Annotated in this window: 18 protein-coding genes; 12 read left to right on the top strand and 6 right to left on the bottom strand. The window is 65.5% G+C overall.

What is annotated here, in order from left to right; translation table 11 throughout:
• Window positions 1–107: IS3 family transposase (locus ACU8YE_RS21070; RefSeq protein WP_373407738.1), on the top strand; the 107-nt coding region annotated here is incomplete at its 5' end.
• Window positions 108–582: 475 nt separating this feature from the next.
• Here the strand turns inward: ACU8YE_RS21070 and ACU8YE_RS21065 are convergent.
• The 4 genes from ACU8YE_RS21065 to ACU8YE_RS21050 all read right to left on the bottom strand — a co-directional run bounded on the left by ACU8YE_RS21065 (window position 583) and on the right by ACU8YE_RS21050 (window position 4,478).
• The gene (locus tag ACU8YE_RS21065; RefSeq protein ID WP_446929521.1) at window positions 583–1,179 is read right to left on the bottom strand and encodes a nucleotidyltransferase family protein; all 597 of its coding nucleotides are present in this window, start codon (window positions 1,177–1,179) and stop codon (window positions 583–585) included.
• The gene (locus tag ACU8YE_RS21060) at window positions 1,179–1,613 is read right to left on the bottom strand and encodes an organic hydroperoxide resistance protein (RefSeq protein WP_232039017.1); all 435 of its coding nucleotides are present in this window, start codon (window positions 1,611–1,613) and stop codon (window positions 1,179–1,181) included. Before ACU8YE_RS21060 ends, ACU8YE_RS21065 begins: the two co-directional genes overlap by 1 nt.
• A 142-nt stretch (window positions 1,614–1,755) precedes the next feature.
• Complete coding sequence (locus tag ACU8YE_RS21055) at window positions 1,756–3,999, bottom strand: molybdopterin cofactor-binding domain-containing protein (RefSeq protein ID WP_446929520.1); 2,244 nt, start codon at window positions 3,997–3,999, stop codon at window positions 1,756–1,758.
• Between the two features lie 20 nt (window positions 4,000–4,019).
• Complete coding sequence (locus ACU8YE_RS21050) at window positions 4,020–4,478, bottom strand: (2Fe-2S)-binding protein (RefSeq protein WP_004631388.1); 459 nt, start codon at window positions 4,476–4,478, stop codon at window positions 4,020–4,022.
• Window positions 4,479–5,105: 627 nt separating this feature from the next.
• Here ACU8YE_RS21050 and leuA point away from each other — a divergent pair.
• The 4 genes from leuA to ACU8YE_RS21030 all read left to right on the top strand — a co-directional run bounded on the left by leuA (window position 5,106) and on the right by ACU8YE_RS21030 (window position 9,545).
• Window positions 5,106–6,818, top strand: coding sequence for a 2-isopropylmalate synthase (leuA, locus tag ACU8YE_RS21045; RefSeq protein ID WP_446929519.1), 1,713 nt, complete (start codon window positions 5,106–5,108; stop codon window positions 6,816–6,818).
• Window positions 6,819–6,945: 127 nt separating this feature from the next.
• On the top strand, window positions 6,946–7,332 hold the full coding sequence (locus tag ACU8YE_RS21040; RefSeq protein WP_446929518.1) for a four-helix bundle copper-binding protein: 387 nt from the start codon (window positions 6,946–6,948) through the stop codon (window positions 7,330–7,332).
• Window positions 7,333–7,349: 17 nt separating this feature from the next.
• Window positions 7,350–7,826 (top strand): Cd(II)/Pb(II)-responsive transcriptional regulator, encoded by a 477-nt coding sequence (cadR, locus tag ACU8YE_RS21035; protein ID WP_446929517.1) that lies wholly within the window; start codon window positions 7,350–7,352, stop codon window positions 7,824–7,826.
• Between the two features lie 87 nt (window positions 7,827–7,913).
• Window positions 7,914–9,545, top strand: coding sequence for a mucoidy inhibitor MuiA family protein (locus tag ACU8YE_RS21030; protein WP_446929516.1), 1,632 nt, complete (start codon window positions 7,914–7,916; stop codon window positions 9,543–9,545).
• Window positions 9,546–9,570: 25 nt separating this feature from the next.
• Here the strand turns inward: ACU8YE_RS21030 and ACU8YE_RS21025 are convergent, their stop codons facing one another.
• Both ACU8YE_RS21025 and ACU8YE_RS21020 read right to left on the bottom strand, forming a co-directional pair.
• A complete protein-coding gene (locus ACU8YE_RS21025) occupies window positions 9,571–11,937 on the bottom strand; it encodes a heavy metal translocating P-type ATPase (protein ID WP_446929515.1) in 2,367 nt (788 codons plus the stop codon).
• Between the two features lie 56 nt (window positions 11,938–11,993).
• Window positions 11,994–12,542 carry an RBBP9/YdeN family alpha/beta hydrolase gene (locus ACU8YE_RS21020; RefSeq protein WP_316871901.1) on the bottom strand — a complete coding sequence of 183 codons (549 nt, stop codon included), beginning with the start codon at window positions 12,540–12,542 and terminating at the stop codon, window positions 11,994–11,996.
• Window positions 12,543–12,740: 198 nt separating this feature from the next.
• Between ACU8YE_RS21020 and ACU8YE_RS21015 the strand changes: the two genes are divergently transcribed.
• The 7 genes from ACU8YE_RS21015 to ACU8YE_RS20985 all read left to right on the top strand — a co-directional run bounded on the left by ACU8YE_RS21015 (window position 12,741) and on the right by ACU8YE_RS20985 (window position 18,822).
• Entirely contained in the window at window positions 12,741–14,039 is a 1,299-nt protein-coding gene (locus ACU8YE_RS21015) for a CitMHS family transporter (protein WP_446929514.1), read from the top strand.
• A gap of 4 nt (window positions 14,040–14,043) precedes the next feature.
• Entirely contained in the window at window positions 14,044–15,399 is a 1,356-nt protein-coding gene (locus tag ACU8YE_RS21010) for an acyclic terpene utilization AtuA family protein (RefSeq protein WP_446929513.1), read from the top strand.
• 1 nt (window position 15,400) lies between these two features.
• Window positions 15,401–15,721 (top strand): AtuA-related protein, encoded by a 321-nt coding sequence (locus tag ACU8YE_RS21005; RefSeq protein ID WP_260803328.1) that lies wholly within the window; start codon window positions 15,401–15,403, stop codon window positions 15,719–15,721.
• Between the two features lie 26 nt (window positions 15,722–15,747).
• Entirely contained in the window at window positions 15,748–16,647 is a 900-nt protein-coding gene (locus ACU8YE_RS21000) for a LysR family transcriptional regulator (protein WP_446929512.1), read from the top strand.
• A gap of 91 nt (window positions 16,648–16,738) precedes the next feature.
• Window positions 16,739–17,206: a universal stress protein gene (locus tag ACU8YE_RS20995; RefSeq protein WP_322018059.1), complete on the top strand. Its 468-nt coding sequence runs from the start codon at window positions 16,739–16,741 to the stop codon at window positions 17,204–17,206.
• A 115-nt stretch (window positions 17,207–17,321) separates the two neighbouring features.
• Window positions 17,322–17,765, top strand: coding sequence for a nuclear transport factor 2 family protein (locus ACU8YE_RS20990; RefSeq protein WP_446929511.1), 444 nt, complete (start codon window positions 17,322–17,324; stop codon window positions 17,763–17,765).
• Between the two features lie 52 nt (window positions 17,766–17,817).
• Window positions 17,818–18,822, top strand: coding sequence for an NAD(P)H-dependent flavin oxidoreductase (locus tag ACU8YE_RS20985; RefSeq protein ID WP_446929510.1), 1,005 nt, complete (start codon window positions 17,818–17,820; stop codon window positions 18,820–18,822).

The raw sequence follows: 18,822 nt of genomic DNA, 5'->3' as shown, positions 1-18,822 counted from the left end.
ACTACATCGAGATGTTCTACAACCCAACACGGCGCCATTCGAGCGCCAACGGACTATCACCGGTAGAGTTCGAACAACGTCATTCCCAACGGCTCGGGGGTGTCTAGGAAAGTCGGGGCGATTCACATTCGGATGTTTGAGCTCGAAATTTTCGACCTCTGACAACCGGCTCCCACCCTCGGACAGTGGCGCTTCAGCCTGAACGAGTCGACGTCGAGTCTTTGATGGCGAAGCTCGGCTCTCGGAGGTTCAATGGGTCGGATGTTTTTGGGCCGAGTCCGGACCCCTGAGGGCCGTGCACCACTGTTTAACGGTGACGTACCGGTGTCGGACTATCGCAATCGAATGTTTGAGATCGGCACACGCACCCAACACAGCGGCGCTGGGCAAGCCGCAGTCAACCGGCGGGGCGCGTAGCGCTGGATCTGCTTGGCCGATGGCCGATCGCCGCATGCATCGGACGGACATACGCCCAGCGTGATCGGGTTCCGGAGCATTTCGGGCCAATCCGATCATGACGATCTCACCGGTCAGCAGATCGTGATCTGCGGCGGCGCCTCGTTGTGAGTCAATCCCGTTAGATCACGGGGCCAGATCGGCCGGCGTATCGACATCGCGCAAGATGCCGGCGTCATCGGTCTCGATGCGGATGAGCTTGTGGGGATCGATCAGTCGCCGCGCGCCCTCGTCGCCGTCGAGCGATGTCAGCCCTGCGAAGAAGTCGGCGCCGAAGCCGATGGGGTGGCCCCGCTGCCCCGCGTGAAAGGGCGCAACGCAAGAGTGCGAGTCGAGTGCGTTGGCAACTTGAGTGATGGTCTCGGGTGCAATCCACGGCATGTCGGCCAGCGCGATGACCCACCCGCCGGCTTGCGGGCGCGCCGCCACACCGGCAGCCAGGCTGGCGCCCATGCCACGTGCGGCATCGGCACACCGCAGGACTTCACAGCCTGCTTCGCCCAAGAGCGCTACCAATTGCTCGACCTGCGCGCCATGCGTGGCAGCGGCGGGCACCACTGCCACCACGTCGCTCAATGCCTGCTTCAGATGGCGCGCGGCCTGTACCGCCACGGGGGTGCCATCGGGCAGCAGGGCAAGCAGCTTGTTGGCCACGCCCGCCGCATCGAACCGGCTGCCGCGGCCTGCGGCCAGCAACACACCAACAACAGGCCGCTGCGGCATCAGACCACCTCGGTCTTGAGCATGACTTCCACGTTGTTACGCGTGGCGTTCGAATACGGGCAGACCTGATGTGCCTGGGCCACCAGCTTCTCGGCATCGGCTTGCGCCAGCCCGCTGATCCGTGCGGTCAGCCCCACCTTCAAGCCGAAACCGCCTTCATCGCGCGTACCGATCCCCACATCGCAGTGGATCTCGATATTGCTCGGATTCAGCTTGAGCATGCTCTTGGCGACAAAGTCGCACGCCGAGCCAAAGCAAGCGGCATAGCCGGCGGCAAAGAGGTCTTCGGGCGTGGTGGTGTTGGGCTTGCCGGGGCCGCCCATGGCCTTGGGCACCGACAGGTCGTGCGAGACCTGGCCGTCTTCGGTTTGCGTGTGGCCGTTGCGGCCGCCTGTGGCCTTGGCGTGGGCGGTGTACAGAATATTCAATGCCATGACATGCTCCTCCGGGGGTGAACAACGCAACCGCGGACGCAAGAATCGGTCCGCAATACTGGGGGATACGAGGCTGCAAGAACAAGAAAGCCGGCACACATCACTGCATGCCGGCTTCTATCTCATCACGCGATGATGACAATCACACCGTATCGAACGGCAGCTTGCGCTGACGCTTGCCGGTCAGGGTGAACAGCGCGTTGGCCACCGCCGGTGCAATCGGCGGCGTGCCAGGCTCGCCCAGTCCGGTCGGGTTGTCTTCCGACGGCACGAAGAACACGTTCACCGGCGGCGCGTCCGGCATGCGCACGGGCGGGAAGTCGGTGAAGTTGCTGTTCTTGGTGGCACCGTTTTCGATGTCGATGGCAAAGCCGGGCTGGATCATCGCCAGGCCGAACACGCAAGCGCCCTGGATCTGCGCTTCCGCACCCATCGGGTTGACCACGCGGTTGGCATGCACGCCTGCGGTGACACGATGCACGCGCGGCTTGCCCTGGTCGACCGACACCTCCACCACATACGCCACCACCGACTCGAACGACGCATGCACCGCTACGCCCCAGGCCTGGCCCTTGGGCAGCTTGCGCTTGCCGTAGCCGGACTTGTCGACGGCGAGTTGCAGTGCGGCGCGATGGCGCTCATGTTCCTTGCCGGTAAAGCGCGCGAGACGGAAAGCGACCGGGTCCTGCTTGGCTGCATGCGCCACCTCGTCGACCATCGTTTCCATCACGTACGCCGTATGCGTGTGGCCCACGGAACGCCACCACAGCACCGGCACGTTTACGTCCGGATGGTGCACCGTCAGCTGCATCGGGAAGCCGTAGTCGTTTTCGACCACGCCCTCGACCATGGTCTCGTCCACACCGTTCTTGACCATGAAGCCTTCGAACGGCGTGCCCTTGAGGATCGACTGACCGACGATCACGTGGTCCCAGCCGACGACCTTGCCGCTGTTGTCCACGCCCACGCTGACACGGTGCAGATGCATCGGGCGGTAGTAGCCGCCGCGGATGTCGTCTTCGCGGCTCCAGATCACCTTGACGGGGCCGTTGTGCCCGGCCGCCGCATAGGCCTTCGCCACGTTGGCGGCTTCCACCACGTAGTCCGACGTTGTGATCGCGCGCCGGCCAAAGCCGCCACCCGCCATCATCGTGTTCAGCTCGATCTTCTCGGGCGATACGCCGAGTACCTTGGCGATGGCTCCCTGGTCGATGGTCTGGAATTGCGAGCCGACCCACACCTTCGCGCCCGTGGTCTTGCCACCGTCTTTCTGCAGATCGATCGTGCAGTTCAGCGGCTCCATTGGCGCGTGCGCGAGGTACGGAAATTCGTAGTCGGCCTGGATGCGCGTTGCGGCGGATTGGATGGCGCTCATGTCGGCGGCCTTGGCCACCGTGCCGGGCTGGCCGGCGAGCTTCTTGTACTCCGCCATCAACGCCGGCGTGGACACCGTCGAGCCGGCGTCTTCCCACGTGACCTGCAGCGCATCGCGGCCCTGCTTGGCCGGCCAGTATCCGTCGGCAATGACGGCCACGCCCGTGCCGCCACGGTCGGTCGGAATCTGCAGCACATCGACCACGCCCTTCACCGCCTTGGCCGCCGCCGCGTCGTACTTGGCCACCTTGCCGCCAAAGCGCGGCGGGCGCGCCAGCACGGCGACCTTCATGTTGGGCAGGCGCGTGTCGAGGCCAAACTTGAGCGAGCTGTCGAGCTTTGCGCGCGCATCCAGGCGCGGCGTCGGCTTGCCGACAATGCGGAACTGCGACGGGTTCTTCAGCGTGACCTGGGCCGGCACCGGCAGCGCCATCGCGGCCTGTGCAAGCTCGCCGTACGTAGCGCGGTGGCTGCCCGACGTAACCACGCCGTTGGCCGTGCGGCATGTGGACGGATCGACCTTCCAGCGCTCGGCCGCCGCCGAGATCAACATGGCACGCGCGCGACCGCCCAGTTCGCGGTATTGCTGGAACGAGTGGTTCAGCGCCGTCGAGCCGCCCGTCATCTGGATACCGAAGCCCGGGTCCTTGTACGGATCGCCCGCGGGCGCGAGCATGCCACGCACGTTGCGCCAATCCACGTCGAGTTCTTCGGCCAGCGCCATCGGCAATGCCGTGTGCACGCCCTGACCGAACTCGAGCCGGTTGACCGCCACGGTGACAGTGTTGTCCGGCGCAATGATGATGAACGCCTGCGGCGGCGAGGGCGGCTTGGCCTTGGCGTCCTGCGCTCCGGCCAGCATCGGCGCCACACCCAGCGCCAGACCGCCGCCCGCCAGCGTCGTGAGTTTCAGAAAGCTGCGGCGATCAAACGTGGCCGACCCGGCATCCGCAGACGCCGGTTGATGTTGCGCGCCGCCACCGGCCAGCGCTTCAAGATTTCGAATACGCATCGTGAATTCTCCGGTGGGGTTCAGGCCAGCGATTTCGCTGCGTCGTGAATGGCCGCGCGAATGCGTTGGTACGTTGCGCAACGGCACAGGTTGCCGGCCATCGCGCTGTCGATATCGGCGTCGGTCGGCTTCTTCTTGGTGCGCAGCAAACCCACCGCGCTCATCATCTGGCCGCTCTGGCAGTAGCCGCATTGCGCCACGTCGTGCTTGACCCAGGCGTCGAGCACGGCCTTGCCGACCTTGTCATCGGCGATATGTTCAGACGTGGTGATCTGCTGGCCGGCCACCGCAGAGATCGGCAGCACGCAGCTGCGCGTGGGCTGGCCGTTCAGGTGCACCGTGCAGGCGCCGCACGATGCAACACCGCAACCGAATTTCGTGCCAGTCAGACCGAGGTTGTCGCGCAGCGCCCAGAGCAGCGGCGTCGACGGATCAGCATCAACTTCCACTGGTTTGCCGTTGATGTTCAACGTGACCATTGGGGGATTCTCCTTGTGGGGCGTGAGGGGGTCTTGCCGTTATAAAGCCCTTGACATAGCGGGCTGGCGGCATGGACGGGGTGTATTAAAGCAGGTTCGGATGGGTTCTGCTGGCGCCCACGTCACATGGCTTCTGGCGGGTAGCACACGTTTTCGTCGGCTTTGGATCTGGTGTTTCATCTGCCCCAAAAAACCGACCTCTATCCGCCAAAGCAACTTGACAGCCCCCGGCCTTCCCCATCACTATCGCCAAATGCATTCTCAGCAGACCACCCTCCAAACCGCTCCTGCCCGCACCCTCCTGTGCGTGCGCGGTCTGCTATCCGCTTCTCTACTACGCGTGTAAGCGCGTAGACCTCTCTTCCCCCCTCGTTCCGGTGTTTGACCGGTCCGTGCCCTAAGCGGCGACGGGCCTTGTGTGTGGCGCAGTCCGTGCGCCGAATCGTTGGAGCCTCTCATGCCCGCCTCGATCCCGCTTTCGCTACGACTACCGACCGGTTGCCAGACCACGCGCCCGTGGCTGTCTGGCCGCCACATCCCGAACCCGATTCCGGCCACCCCGGACGCCGCCCGCGCGGCCGTCCCCGTTGTACGAAACCGATCTCGATCTCACAGGACGCACTCACCATGTTGAAGAACCCTGCCACCAAGTACCGCCCCTTCCCCGCCATCGCCCTCGCCGATCGTACTTGGCCCAACAAGACGATCACCCGTGCCCCGATCTGGATGAGCACGGACCTGCGCGATGGCAATCAGGCCTTGTTCGAGCCCATGAACGCCGAGCGCAAGATGCGCATGTTCAAGATGCTCGTGCAGATCGGTTTCAAGGAAATCGAAGCCGCTTTCCCCGCCGCCTCTCAAACCGATTTTGATTTTGTGCGCGAGCTGATCGAGGGTGGACACATCCCCGACGGCGTGGCCATCGAAGTGCTCACGCAGGCACGCGAAGACCTGATCCGCCGCACGATGGAATCGCTGCGCGGTGCCAAACGCGCCATCATCCACGTCTACAACGCAACCGCGCCGGTGTTCCGCCGCACGGTGTTCAACACCGACCGCGAGGGCGTCAAGCGCATTGCCGTGCAAAGCGCCAAGCTGATCCGCGAGATTGCTCAGACGATGCCCGAGACGCAGTGGACGTACCAATACAGCCCCGAAGTCTTCAGCGGCACCGAACTGGATTTCGCGCTGGAGGTGTGCAACGCGGTGACCGAGGTCTGGGAGCCGACGCCCGAGCACAAGATCATCTTCAACCTGCCGGCCACGGTGGAGATGGCCACGCCAAACATCTACGCAGACCAGATCGAATGGATGCATCGCAACCTGGCGCGCCGCGATTCGATCATCCTCTCCGTGCATCCGCACAATGACCGCGGCACTGCCGTGGCAGCGGCTGAACTGGCCGTGATGGCCGGCGCCGATCGCGTGGAAGGTTGCCTGTTCGGCAACGGAGAGCGCACCGGCAACGTGGACATCGTCACGCTGGCGTTGAACCTGTATTCGCAGGGCGTGGATCCGGAGTTGGATTTCTCGCACATCAATGACGTGGCACGGACCTGCGAAGACTGCACGCAGCTGCCGGTGCATCCGCGTCACCCGTACGTGGGCGACCTGGTGTTCACGGCGTTCTCGGGCTCGCACCAGGACGCCATCAAGAAGGGCTTTGCGGTGCAGAAGCCCGATGCGCTGTGGGAAATGCCCTACCTGCCGATCGACCCGGCCGACGTGGGCCGCACGTATGACTCGATCATTCGCGTGAACAGCCAGTCGGGCAAGGGCGGCATCGCCTATCTGCTGGAATCCGGCTACGGCGTGGCCATGCCGCGCCGCCTGCAGGTGGAATTCAGCAGCACCGTGCAGCAGTTGACCGATGAGAGCGGCCGCGAAGCCACGGGTGCCGACATCTGGGCACTGTTCCAGCAGACCTATCTGCGTGGCGACGGCGCGATCGGCTACGTATCGCACCGTCTGACCGAGCGCGATGACGGCAGCCAGCACATCCGCCTGGTGGTCAACATCGCTGACCGCGAGCACATCTGCGAAGGTACCGGCAACGGGCCGCTGGATGCGCTGGTGCATGCGCTGTCGCACGTGCTGGCGTCCCCCGTGTCGATCCATCATTACGAAGAACGTGCGCTGGGCCAGGGCGCCAATGCCGATGCCATCGCATTTGCAGAAATGGCTGCACCGGACGTGGCGGGCAGCGTATTCGGTGTGGGCGTGGATGCCAACCTGACAACGGCATCGATTCGCGCCGTGGTGGGCGGGGTCAATCGCCTGATCGCACGCGCCGGTAGCGGCATGCTGCGCAGCGGCAAAAGCGAGGTGCAAGCGGTGTAACGCACAAGTCGGGCTCACACAGTGGAGCGCGAGTTGCTAAATTGGAAAGATGAGTCTCGGGCCGCGCCCGGGCTCATCCCTTTCCAAGCGCGCCCGCGTGCACATCCACTGCCACAGGAGAACCGACATGACCACTCGTCCGACCGCGAAAGAGAATGCCAAGCGTTTTGCCAGTGTGATCCAGGCGCTGCAGGCATGCGAGGCCGCTTGCACTCATTGCGCGACGGAATGCGGCAAGAATGGCCACGCCGAAACCATGGCCCGCTGCATCAGCGTGTGCACGGATTGCGCGGAATACTGTGCCCTCACGCGCAAATTCCTGGAGCGCAACAGCGAATTCGCAGACCTGCTTCTCGAAGACTGCGCCGAGATCTGCTCCCAATGCGCGGAAGAATGCGATCATCACGGCCAAGGCCATTGCAGCGCCTGCGCAACGGCCTGCCGCGCCTGCATGGACGCCTGCCTGAAAGTCGCTGGCGTCGAAGCGGTCACCGCGGAGCCGACTGTTTTCTGATTCTTTTTTCAACGCGTATGAAAATTGGCGAACTCGCCCAGCGTACGGGCATCAGCATCGAGACCATCCGCTTCTATGAAGCGCAGGGCCTGCTGCCTCCGGCTGCGCGCGCCGCCAACAACTACCGCGTCTACACACCCGAGCATGTCGAGCAGTTGGCCTTCATTGCGAAGTGCCGGTCGCTCGACATGGCGCATACGGAAATCCGCCGCCTGCTCGAACTGCAGACCAACCCGCAGGCGTCGTGCGAAGAGATCAACAACCTGCTGGACGAACACCTGCGTCACGTTGAAGCGCGCATTGCCGAGCTGACCGACCTCAAAGGCCAGATCGAGGCGATCGGGCAGCGCTGCACGACGGCCGCTTCGGTGGCTGAGTGCGGCGTGCTGCAATCGCTGCACGAAGAGCCCGTCGCCGCCAATCATCACGGCCACAGCCATGAACATGGCGAGGGCGAACACGCGCATCGGCATATTCGCGGCGTGCATCGCTGAGCTGTCTTTCCCCTGCCTGGCACGTCACTTTGACGTGCGCCTTGACGTGCGATACTCGCCGCATTTCACGACACGTGGGTGAGGCGGATGAAGACGAAACCGGCTGCGGCAACACGATTCCAGCATCAACAACGCGTGGCATGCGCAGCGCTTGGCGCCATCGCGTCTGCCGCGGCTGTCACGGCGCAGGCAGCGACGCCTTCGCGCATCACCGATGTCACGTTGTATCCGGATAGCGCCACCGTCGTGCGCACGGCCACGGTGGCCGCAGGCGCCCGCAGCGTAGAACTGACCTGCCTGCCAATGACGTTCGACGCAGACAGCCTCCGCGTGGAAGGCGACAGCAGCATCCGCGTGGGCGATGTGCGCGTGGAGAGCGTTCCCAGCGAAGGCAGTGGCTGTGCGAGAACGGCGCTGGACACGCAAATCCGCACGCTGGAAGACCAGCGCGCCGCACTTGGCGTGCAGATCCAGGCGAATGCGTTGTCGGCCAGCTACCTGAAGGCCGTGAGCGAGCGCACGGGCGGCGATGGCCGCGCACCGGCCACCGATTTTTCAACGCTGGGCCGCGCGACCGACGCGCTGGCACGTAACGCGCAAGACGTCTTTACCCGCCAGGAACAACTGAAGAAGCGCGACGCTGAATTGAAGGCGCAACTCGACGCGCTGCAACGCACGCATGGCTCGGCGTCGAGCACGCTGCGCACGGTGCGCATTGCCGTGGCGGCACCGCGCGGCGGTGAGTTGCGCGTCAGCTATCAGACGTCGCGTGCAGGCTGGCGGCCGGCCTATCAGGCGAGTGTCGATTCAGTGCGTTCGAATGTCGTTGTCGAACGGCAAGCCACGCTTGCGCAATCCACCGGCGAGGACTGGCGGGGCGTGCATCTGCGCCTATCGACCGGCCAGCCGCGCAACACGCCGCGCGGGCCGGAACCGTATGCGTGGCAATTGGACATCCAACCGCCACCGCAAACCCTGCCCTACCCGGCCGCACCCGCAGCCGCGATGGCGCCCGCGCCGAAGGCCAGAATCGGCCGAAACAACGAGCAACGCGAGGCCGATAGCGAACCGCTGTTCGAAGTGAACGCCGTCCAGACCGCCTTCGCCACCGAGTTCGACGTGCCGGGCGCTGCCGAGCTGCCCTCCGACGCTCAGAAGATCACGCTCACGCTGGCGAGCGAAACGCTGCCCGCCAAGCTGGCCGCGCGAAGCACGCCGCGCATGGACGCCACCGCCTACCTGATCGCCACGGTGGACCGCCCCCAAGGCATTTGGCCCGCCGGCAACATGCAGTTGCGCCGTGATGGCGCAGTGGTTGGCAGCACGCAGTGGAATCCGGCAGGAGAAGACCAGAAAGTCACGCTGCCCTTTGGGCGCGACGATCTCGTGAACGTGGTGGTGGAAGCGCCGAAGACCTTCCAGCGCAGTGTGGGCCTGCTCGACAACCGCAACGAGCGCCAATTGGCGGCGCTGTACACGGTACGTAACCGACACCGCGACGCGATCGACGTGCAGATCCTGGAAGCCACGCCGGTCAGCCAGTCCGACGATATCAAGGTGCGCTCGACCTTCTCGCCCGAACCCGCCAAGCGCAACTGGGAACGCCGCCCTGGCGTGATCGCGTGGGAGCAGACGATTCCGGCCGGCGAAAGCGCACGTTTCTCCGCCGACTACCAGATCACCTATCCGAAAGACGCGCGCATTACCGGCTTGCGCTGATCGCGTTGCCGCGCGCGCCGGCCAATCAGGCGTGCGTGCGCATCACCCGCAGGCCGTTGAACACCACCAGCAGGCTCGCGCCCACGTCGGCAAAGATCGCCATCCACAACGTGGCCTCGCCCATCACGGCCAACGCGAGAAACACTGCCTTGATGCCCAGCGCCAGCACGATGTTCTGACGCAGCACGGCCACCGTGCGACGGCTGATGCGGATGAAGCTGGCGAGCTTGCGCGGGTCGTCGTCCATGATGGCCACGTCGGCGGCTTCCAGCGCGGTGGCGGTACCGGCTGCGCCCATGGCGAAACCGATGTCGGCGCGCGCCAGCGCCGGGGCGTCGTTGATGCCGTCGCCGACCATGCCGACAAAGCCGTGCTGTGCGGCCAGCTCGCCCACCACGCGTTGCTTATCGGCGGGTAGCTGTTCTGCGTGCACGTTGTCGATGCCGACCGTCTTGGCGATGGCCTGCGCAGCGCGGCGATCGTCGCCGGTGAGCATGACGGGCGTCACGTCCAGTGCGCGCAAAGCAGCGATGGCTTCGGCGCTTTCGGGGCGCTCGCGATCTCGCACGCCAAAGAGCGCAACTGCGCCGTTCGCATCGCACAGCGTGACGGCAGACATGCCTTCGGCTTGCAGCGACTCGGCTGCGGCGCGCCAGTCGGACGTGTCGAAGCCACGCTCTGCAACAAGCGCCGCGTTGCCCAGATGCCAACGCACGCCATTGAGCGTGCCCGCCACACCACGGCCCGGCAGGACCGACAGGTCTTCCACCGAATTCGCATCGACCGCGCTGTGCGCCGCAGCGGCCTGCACGATGGCCACGGCAATCGGGTGCGTGGTGTTGGCATCGAGCGCCGCGGCCACTGCCAATGCTTGCAACTGCGTCGCGTCGGTTGCGGCGTTCAAATCCGCGACGGCGCGGCGTGCGCCGTCGGGCAGCATCACCGTATCCAGCACCGGGCGGCCGGCAGTGAGCGTACCGGTCTTGTCCAGCGCCAACGCGCGCAGGCGCCGGCCGCTTTCCAGATACACACCGCCCTTCACGACGATGCCGCGGCGCGCGGCGGCGGCCAGGCCGCTGACGACCGTGACGGGCGTGGAGATCACCAGCGCGCACGGGCAGGCGATCACCAGCAACACCAGCGCGCGATACGTCCACGCCAGCCAACCGTCGGCCGTGACCAGCGGGCCGATGACGGCCACCGCCAACGCCAGCAACATCATCGCGGGCGTATAGATGGAAGAGAATTTGTCGACAAAGCGCTGCGTGGGCGCGCGCTGCGATTGCGCTTGCTGGATAGCCCCGGCGATACGCGCCAGCGTGCTGTCCGCAGCCACCGCCGTGGCTTGCGCCTCGACAACGCCGTTGGTGACGATGGTGCCGGCGAGGATGGAGTCGCCAACGGTTTTTTCCACCGGCAGGCTTTCGCCCGTGACGGGCGATTCGTCCAGCGCGGCGCGGCCGCTCACGATGCGCGCGTCGACAGGCACGCGGCTGCCGGTGCGCACACGCAGGCGAGCGCCAACGGCAACGCTGTCGACCGCCACATCGCGCCAGCCGCCCGCCCCATCGGCTAACTCGGCGGTGTCCGGCGCGATGGCCGTCAGCGCGCGCACGGCATCGCGGGCACGCACCAGCGCGCGCGCTTCGATGGCTTCTGCCACGGCAAACAGGAAGATCACCATGGCCGCTTCGGCCCACTTGCCGATCAGCAGCGCGCCGATGACGGCCACCGCCATCAGGAAGTTGATGTTGAACGTGAGCGCGCGCACGGCAATCCAGCCCTTGCGCAGCGTCGGGCCGCCGGCCAGTGCAATAGAAGCAAGCGCCAGCGCCAGTACCGGCCATGCGTGATCACCGAGCGACCAGGCGATGGCCTCGGCGCCGAATGCGGTCACGCCACCGATGCCGAGCAGCCAGGTGCGGCGCGAGATGCGCGTCGGCTCAGCAGGTGTTGCAGCCAGGCGATCGCGCTGCTCAAGCACCTCGCCGTCCATGCCGATGGCGCGCAGCGCTTCCAGGAAGGGCGCGACATCGTCAACGGTGTGGTGGATGGTGAGATGACGCTCCAGCAAATTGAAATCCAGCGCGACAACGCCCTCCGCATTGCCCAGCTTGGCGCGGATCATGCGCTCTTCGGTTGGGCAATCCATCAGCTCGATGCGCACGACGGTGCGGCCGGTGGCGGCTGCGCGCGCTTCGGCATCGACGGGGGCAGCGGCTTCGGGCGCGTGGCCGTGGTCATGATCGTGGTGGTCGTGCTCATGATCATGCGCATGTTGAGCGGTGTCCCTTGCGACCGGTTGCCCATGACCGCAGCAACCGCCACAGCCGGAGGCTTCCGGCTTGGCGTGGTCGTGGACAGGCAGGGTGGAGGCGAGATCGGGTTTCATGCCTCCATTCAAAACCCTGAAGAAGCTTCAGGGTCAAGCCCCATGTTCCCGTGGCGTCAGATGAGGTCTTTCATCCACTTGGTGACGATGGCACGGGCTTCCGGCCAATCGCCCAGCCCCGATTCGGCATTGATATGGCCGCGCGCGCCGAGGTTGACGGGCTCGGCTCCCCACACTTCGGCCTGGCCATCGCTCCAGGCTGCGTCACTGAACGGATCATCGGTGCTGAAGACGAGCACAGCGGGAAATGGCAAACGCTGTTGCGGAATGGGCCGGAAGTCGGCCAGCTCCGGCGGCATGTCGGCGCGATCAATCTGCGGCGGTGCGACCAGCAAGGCGCCGCGCACGCGCACCGCACGAGCTGAAGTGGCCGCCCAATGTGCCGTCAGCACGCAGCCGAGGCTGTGCGCCACCAATACGACATCGCCAGGCGCCGCGCTGACTTCGGCTTCCAGCGCGGCCACCCAATCCGCACGCTTCGGGGCAAACCAGTCGCGCTGTTGAACACGGCGGTCACCATGCAGGCGTTCCCAGCGCGATTGCCAATGCTCGGGGCCGGAGTTCTGCCAGCCGGGCAGGATCAGGACGGTCGGGGTAGCGCTCACGGGGGCTCCGGCGTTGGATAGGCAGATGGGGAATGCGAGACATTCTGCCGCGATTTGGCAGGCGGCGTAGGCACCACTCATCGGCAAGTCCGCACAATCGATCCAAATATTCTGTTTCACAGGCAGATCGCCAACTTCTACAGTCGCTCCTAAATCCCGCCAACAGGGATTCCGAATCCAAAAAACTCGGAGGAGACCATGCTCGCACTGCTCGGGCTGCTGACCATCGTGGCGCTGTTTGTCGTCATCCTGACGAAGCGCATGTCACCGCTGGTCGCGCTCATCGCCATTCCCGTCATCGCCGCGATTGTGGGCGGCTTCGGGCTCAACACCAGCAAGTTCATCATCGGCGGCATCAAGGACGTCGCGCCCGTGGCGGGGATGTTCATCTTCGCCATCCTGTACTTCGGCATCGTCACTGACGCCGGCATGCTGGACCCGATCATCGACCGCATCCTGCGCACTGTGGGCAGCCGCCCGCCGCGCATCGTGGTGGGCTCGGCGCTGCTGGCCCTGCTGATTCACCTGGACGGCTCGGGCGCGGTGGCGTTTCTGATCACCATTCCGGCCATGCTGCCGCTGTATGACCGGCTGGGCATGGACCGCCGCATCCTGGCGTGCGTGACGTCAATGGCCTGCGGCGTAAACTTCCTTCCGTGGACCGGGCCGATGATCCGCGCATCCGCATCCCTGCACATGCCCGTCACGGACATCTTCAACCCGCTGATGCCGGTGCAGATTGCGGGGCTCGTTTTTGTGTTTGCGTGCGCATGGCTGCTGGGCAAGCGTGAAGAAAAACGCCTGGGCCTCACCAACCACGCTGGTGGCGCGCAAGTCGTTGCACGCCCGCTGTCAGATGCGGAACAAGCGCTGCGCCGCCCGCGCAATTTCTGGATCAACCTCATCCTCACCGTCGTTGTGATGGGCGTGATGGTGAGCGGCAAGGTCGACCCGGTGGTGATGTTCATGCTGGGCGTGGTGGCCGCGCTGCTGATCAACTACCCGAATGTCGATCAGCAGCGCCAGCGGGTGGACGCCCACGCCAAGGCCGCGTTGATGATGGCGAGCATTCTGCTGGCCGCAGGCGTGTTCACCGGCATCATGAGCAAGTCCGGCATGCTCACGGCGATGGCGAAGACGGCGGTCGACTTCATTCCGCCCGGCATGGCACACCACATTCCGGTGGTGCTGGGGGTGCTGTCGATGCCGCTGTCGCTGTTGTTCGATCCGGATTCGTTCTACTTCGGTGTGCTGCCGGTTGTGGCAGAAGCCTCGAAGATGCTGGGGGTTGCGCCGGTGCATGTGGCGCAGGCCGCCGTGCTTGGCCAGATGACTACCGGTTTCCCGGTCAGCCCGCTCACGCCGGCGACCTTCCTCGTGGTGGGCCTGTGCGGCATCGAGCTGGCCGACCACCAGAAATTTTCGATCCCCTTCCTGTTCGGTGCCTCGCTGCTGATGACCGCAGTGGCCGTGGTGCTGGGCGTGCTTCCGTGGTGATGGCATGCAGACCGCGTTGAAAACACTCCGCATCGGCGGCGGCGCCGGTTATTCGGGCGACCGCATCGAACCGGCGCTGGAACTCGCAGAGCACGGCGACATCGACGTACTGATGTTCGAGTGCCTGGCCGAGCGCACCATCGCGCTGGCGCAGCAGGTGCGCCGCAAAGACCCATCGCACGGCTACGACCCGCTGCTCGAAGCGCGCATGCGTGCCGTGCTGCCGGCATGCGCGGCACGCGGTATCCGCATCGTCACCAACATGGGCGCGGCCAACCCGCAGGCGGCGGCGGAGCGCACGCGCGACATCGCCCGCGAGCTGGGCCTGAAGCTGCGCGTGGCGGCCGTGACCGGCGACGATGTGTTCGACCTTCTGCAAGCCCGCGGCCAGGACTTCACGCTGATGGATGGCGGCGCACCGGTCACATCGCTGCACGCGCGCATGGTGTCAGCCAATGCGTATCTCGGTGCGCAAGGCGTTGTCGATGCGCTGGCGCAAGGCGCGGACGTCGTCATCACCGGGCGCGTGGCCGATCCGGCGCTCGCGCTCGGGCCGCTCATCCACGCCTTTGGATGGCGCATGGACGATTGGCACCGCCTGGGCTGCGGCACGCTTGCCGGGCATTTGCTCGAATGCGCGGGGCAAATCACCGGCGGCTACTTTGCCGACCCCGGCATCAAGGACGTACCCGATCTCGCACGACTGGGCTTTCCCATTGGCGAAGTGGGCGAAGACGGCTCGGTGCTGATCACCAAGGTCGCCTCGGCCGGCGGCCTCGTCACCGAAGCCACGTGCAAGGAGCAGTTGCTGTACGAGATCCATGACCCTGCGCGGTACCTCACGCCTGACGTGGTGGCGGACTTCTCCAACGTGCGCATGCACGCCGACGGCAAAGACCGCGTCGTCATTGAAGGCGCCACCGGCACACCGCGCACGGGCCAGTTGAAGGTTTCGATCGGCTATCTCGACAGCTATATCGGCGAAGGTCAGATCAGCTATGCCGGCCCCAATGCGGTGGCCCGCGGCAAGCTGGCGCTCGACATCGTGCGCGAGCGGTTGGCGCTGACCGGCGTGCAGACGACGGAGGCGCGCTTCGAGCTGATCGGCGTGGATGCGCTGCACGGTGCAGCCCTTTCCCGCACCGATGCCGAACCGTACGAAGTCCGCGTGCGCGTGGCCGCGCGCACCGAATCGATGGCCGAAGCCATGCGCATCGGCAACGAAGTCGAAACCCTGCTGACGTGCGGCCCGTCCGGCGGCGGCGGCGCGACCAAGAGCGCGCGCGAGATCATCGCGGTCGCCTCGACTTTGATTCCCGCTGAACTTGCCCCGCACGCCGTGCACATTCTGGAGAGCTGACATGCCCCGCACCCTCCGCGACCTCGCCCACACCCGCGCCGGCGACAAGGGCGACATCTCGTGCATCTCCGTCATCGCACTTCGTCCGGAATGCGCCGAAGACTTCGCCGTGCTCGAACAACACGTGACGGCCGAGCGCGTGCGCGCGCATTTCGCTGAACTCGTCCGCGGCGATGTCGAGCGCTACGTGCTGCCGCAGTTGGGCGCGCTCAACTTCGTGCTGCACGGCGCCCTGGCCGGCGGAGTGACACGCTCGCTGGCGCTGGATGCGCATGGCAAATCGCTCGCAAGCGCGCTGCTCACGCTGGAGATTCCGGGCTAAGCTGGCGCACCACGCCCGCCATCGCCATGAACCTTTCCGTCAAGCAGCTCCGCGCCTTTGCCGCGCTACGCGAGCACAAGAACTTCACGCAGGCGGCACAGACGTGCCACTTGTCGCAATCGGCCTTCAGCGCGCTGATCCAGAACCTGGAGGCCGACGCAGGCGTGCGCCTGTTCGACCGCAATACGCGCCATGTTGAACTGACGCCCGAGGGCGAAGCCTTTGCGGAATCCGCGCTGCGGCTGCTGGCCGATTTCGAGGCGACGTTTTCCGAGCTGCGCGATCGCGCCGCAGCCCGCACGGGGCGCGTAACGGTGGCCGCCTTGCCGTCAATCGCGGCGGGCATTCTGCCGGGCGTGCTGGCCGCGTTCTCTGCACAGCATCCGGGCATTCAACTGGCGCTGCACGATCAACTGTCGGACCCGTGCATCGACATGGTCCGGCGCGGGTCAGCGGACTTCGCCATTGCGGCCATGGGCGCCGACATGGCGGGCCTGACCGCGCAACCGTTCTGCACCGACGACTTCCACCTCGTCTGCCACCAGGATCACCCGCTGGCGCGCAAGCCGGCGCTGGCCGTGGGCGACCTCGTCGACACGCCGTTCATCCACCTCGCACGCAACACGAGCATCCGGCAATACCTGGATGCGGCGCTCCACCCGACCAAGCTGCGCAGCGGCATGGAAGTCGAACACCTGGCCACTGCGGCGGCGCTGGTGGCGGCCAACCTGGGCATCACCGTCATTCCTGCGCTGGCGCTGTTCCAGTTCCGCCTGCCGGAGTTGGTGGTGCGGCCGCTGCCGCTGCCTGGGCTCGTGCGTACGCTGTATGTCATCCGACGCGACCGGCGCAGCCTGTCGGTGGCGGCGCAAGGGCTGCTCGACTTGCTGCTGGCGCACCCAGCGCACACGACGGCGTCTGTTTGATGCGGCGCAACCCGGGCACATCCGGGTGCAGCATCGCCCACCTGCGCTGCTACAGTGAGGCATTCCCATTCCGATTCTGCGGAGCGCCCCCATGCATCAACGCATTCTTGCTGCCTTCGACGGCACCCATGAATCCCACTTGGCGGTGGAGGAAGCCGCCGCCCTTGCCCGCGCATTCAACGGCCGGGTCCGGGTCGTCTGGGCGATCGGCTCGCCGGCCATGCCGGAGTCGCGCGAAATCTACAGCGTCGACAAGTTGCGTGAAGAGGCCCACCGCACGGCCAGCGCATCGCTGGTCGAATTGCAGCGCCTGTTCGACGCTGACGGCACCGCTGCTGAAACTGGCGTGCTGATGCTTGACTCCACCGACGACGACATCGGCCTCGCGCTCGAGCACGAGGCCGAGCGGTGGCAGGCCGACACCATCGTGGTGGGCTCGCACGGCAAGCACGGGCTCGCGCGCCTTCTGCTGGGCAGTGTGGCCGAGCGCACGGCGCGCCTGTCGCACCGCACCGTCATCGTGGTACGTGCACCGCACCCCCAGAACGCTGCCGGCTGACAACGACTGAAGTCGAAGGGTCCCACTATGCAACTTGTTGCATAGAGAAAGTTGGCTGTGCTATGTTGCGTCCCACGTTGATGCAATCCGTTGCACTTTCTGCCCAGGAGCCAGCATGCCGCAGCCGATTCCCCAGACACTGAACGCCCCCGCGCAAGCCACGCTCGAGGCGTGGCACGCCATGCTCGACAACGGCAACATGGACGATCTCGACCGGCTGTTCGCTGACGAAGTGGTCTTCCGCTCGCCCGTGGCGCACACGCCTTACCCGGGGCGCACCGCGACCACGCTGGTGCTGCGCACCGTCAACACCGTCTTTGAAGACTTCAAATACCACCGCTGCTTCGCCACCGACGATGGCGCCAGCGTGGTGCTGGAGTTCAGCGCCAACGTGAGCGGCAAGGCACTCAAGGGCATCGACATGGTGCGCTTCAACGCTGAAGGCAAGATCGTCGAATTTGAAGTCATGGTCCGTCCGGCCACCGGCTTGCAGGCACTCGGCGCAGCCATGGGCGCCAAGCTGAGCGACAAGCTCGCACTGCTCAAGGCTGAAGCCTGAGACCCGCTCGCCCCCTTTCCCTCATTCCATAACGATTCCAACGGAGACTGCCATGTCGCTGCCCCGGATCCTGCAAAACCGCCTGTCCGTGCCCGTGGTGGGCTCGCCGCTGTTCATCATTTCCAACCCCGACCTCGTGATCGCGCAGTGCAAGGCGGGCGTGGTCGGCTCGTTCCCGGCGCTCAATGCGCGGCCGGCCGAGCTGCTGGAGACCTGGCTGCAGCGCATTACCACGGAGCTGGCCGAGTACGACGCGCAGCACCCCGACAAGCCGTCGGCGCCGTTTGCCGTCAACCAGATCGTGCACAAGTCGAACGACCGCCTGGAGCACGACCTGGAGCTGTGCGTGAAGTACAAGGTGCCCATCGTCATCACCTCGCTGGGCGCGCGTGAAGACGTGAACCAGGCGGTGCACAGCTACGGCGGCATCGTGCTGCACGATGTCATCAACAACAAATTTGCCAAGAAGGCGATCGAGAAAGGCGCGGATGGCCTGATCGCTGTGGCGGCGGGCGCGGGCGGCCATGCGGGCACGACCTCGCCGTTTGCGCTGATCCACGAAATTCGCGAATGGTTTGACGGCCCGCTGCTGCTGTCGGGCGCCATCGCCAACGGCAATGCGATCCTGGCGGCGTTGGCAGCGGGCGCGGACCTGGCCTACGTCGGATCCGCGTTCATCGCCACCGAAGAAGCCAACGCGATCGAGGGCTACAAGCAAGCGATCGTGGAAAGCACCGCCAGCGATATCGTCTACACGAACCTGTTCACCGGCGTGCACGGCAACTACCTGCGCAAGAGCATCGAAGGCGCCGGCCTGGACCCAGACGCGCTTCCGGAATCGGACCCGAGCAAGATGAACTTCGGCTCGGGCGGCGGCGCCAAGGCCAAGGCATGGAAAGACATCTGGGGCGCCGGCCAGGGCGTGGGCGCGGTCAAGCGCGTCGTGCCGGCAGCGGAACTCGTCAAGCGCTTTGCCGAGGAGTTCGAAGTGGCGCGCCGTCGCCTGAACAACATCGAAGCGCTGCGCGCTCCGGCCGGTAGCAAGGCGACGGCTTGA

The organism is Ralstonia sp. VS2407, from assembly GCF_052950655.1.
The sequence above is the reverse complement of the archived record's forward strand: the minus strand, read 5'-3'. Positions and strand labels throughout refer to the sequence as shown.

What these genes read in the sequence shown, in the direction of transcription:
- ACU8YE_RS21065 (WP_446929521.1), bottom strand. Translation starts at nt 1,179, where the DNA reads ATGCCGCAGCGGCCTGTTGTTGGTGTGTTGCTGGCCGCAGGCCGCGGC.
- ACU8YE_RS21060 (WP_232039017.1), bottom strand. Translation starts at nt 1,613, where the DNA reads ATGGCATTGAATATTCTGTACACCGCCCACGCCAAGGCCACAGGCGGC.
- ACU8YE_RS21055 (WP_446929520.1), bottom strand. Translation starts at nt 3,999, where the DNA reads ATGCGTATTCGAAATCTTGAAGCGCTGGCCGGTGGCGGCGCGCAACAT.
- ACU8YE_RS21050 (WP_004631388.1), bottom strand. Translation starts at nt 4,478, where the DNA reads ATGGTCACGTTGAACATCAACGGCAAACCAGTGGAAGTTGATGCTGAT.
- leuA (WP_446929519.1), top strand. Translation starts at nt 5,106, where the DNA reads ATGTTGAAGAACCCTGCCACCAAGTACCGCCCCTTCCCCGCCATCGCC.
- ACU8YE_RS21040 (WP_446929518.1), top strand. Translation starts at nt 6,946, where the DNA reads ATGACCACTCGTCCGACCGCGAAAGAGAATGCCAAGCGTTTTGCCAGT.
- cadR (WP_446929517.1), top strand. Translation starts at nt 7,350, where the DNA reads ATGAAAATTGGCGAACTCGCCCAGCGTACGGGCATCAGCATCGAGACC.
- ACU8YE_RS21030 (WP_446929516.1), top strand. Translation starts at nt 7,914, where the DNA reads ATGAAGACGAAACCGGCTGCGGCAACACGATTCCAGCATCAACAACGC.
- ACU8YE_RS21025 (WP_446929515.1), bottom strand. Translation starts at nt 11,937, where the DNA reads ATGAAACCCGATCTCGCCTCCACCCTGCCTGTCCACGACCACGCCAAG.
- ACU8YE_RS21015 (WP_446929514.1), top strand. Translation starts at nt 12,741, where the DNA reads ATGCTCGCACTGCTCGGGCTGCTGACCATCGTGGCGCTGTTTGTCGTC.
- ACU8YE_RS21010 (WP_446929513.1), top strand. Translation starts at nt 14,044, where the DNA reads ATGCAGACCGCGTTGAAAACACTCCGCATCGGCGGCGGCGCCGGTTAT.
- ACU8YE_RS21005 (WP_260803328.1), top strand. Translation starts at nt 15,401, where the DNA reads ATGCCCCGCACCCTCCGCGACCTCGCCCACACCCGCGCCGGCGACAAG.
- ACU8YE_RS21000 (WP_446929512.1), top strand. Translation starts at nt 15,748, where the DNA reads ATGAACCTTTCCGTCAAGCAGCTCCGCGCCTTTGCCGCGCTACGCGAG.
- ACU8YE_RS20995 (WP_322018059.1), top strand. Translation starts at nt 16,739, where the DNA reads ATGCATCAACGCATTCTTGCTGCCTTCGACGGCACCCATGAATCCCAC.
- ACU8YE_RS20990 (WP_446929511.1), top strand. Translation starts at nt 17,322, where the DNA reads ATGCCGCAGCCGATTCCCCAGACACTGAACGCCCCCGCGCAAGCCACG.
- ACU8YE_RS20985 (WP_446929510.1), top strand. Translation starts at nt 17,818, where the DNA reads ATGTCGCTGCCCCGGATCCTGCAAAACCGCCTGTCCGTGCCCGTGGTG.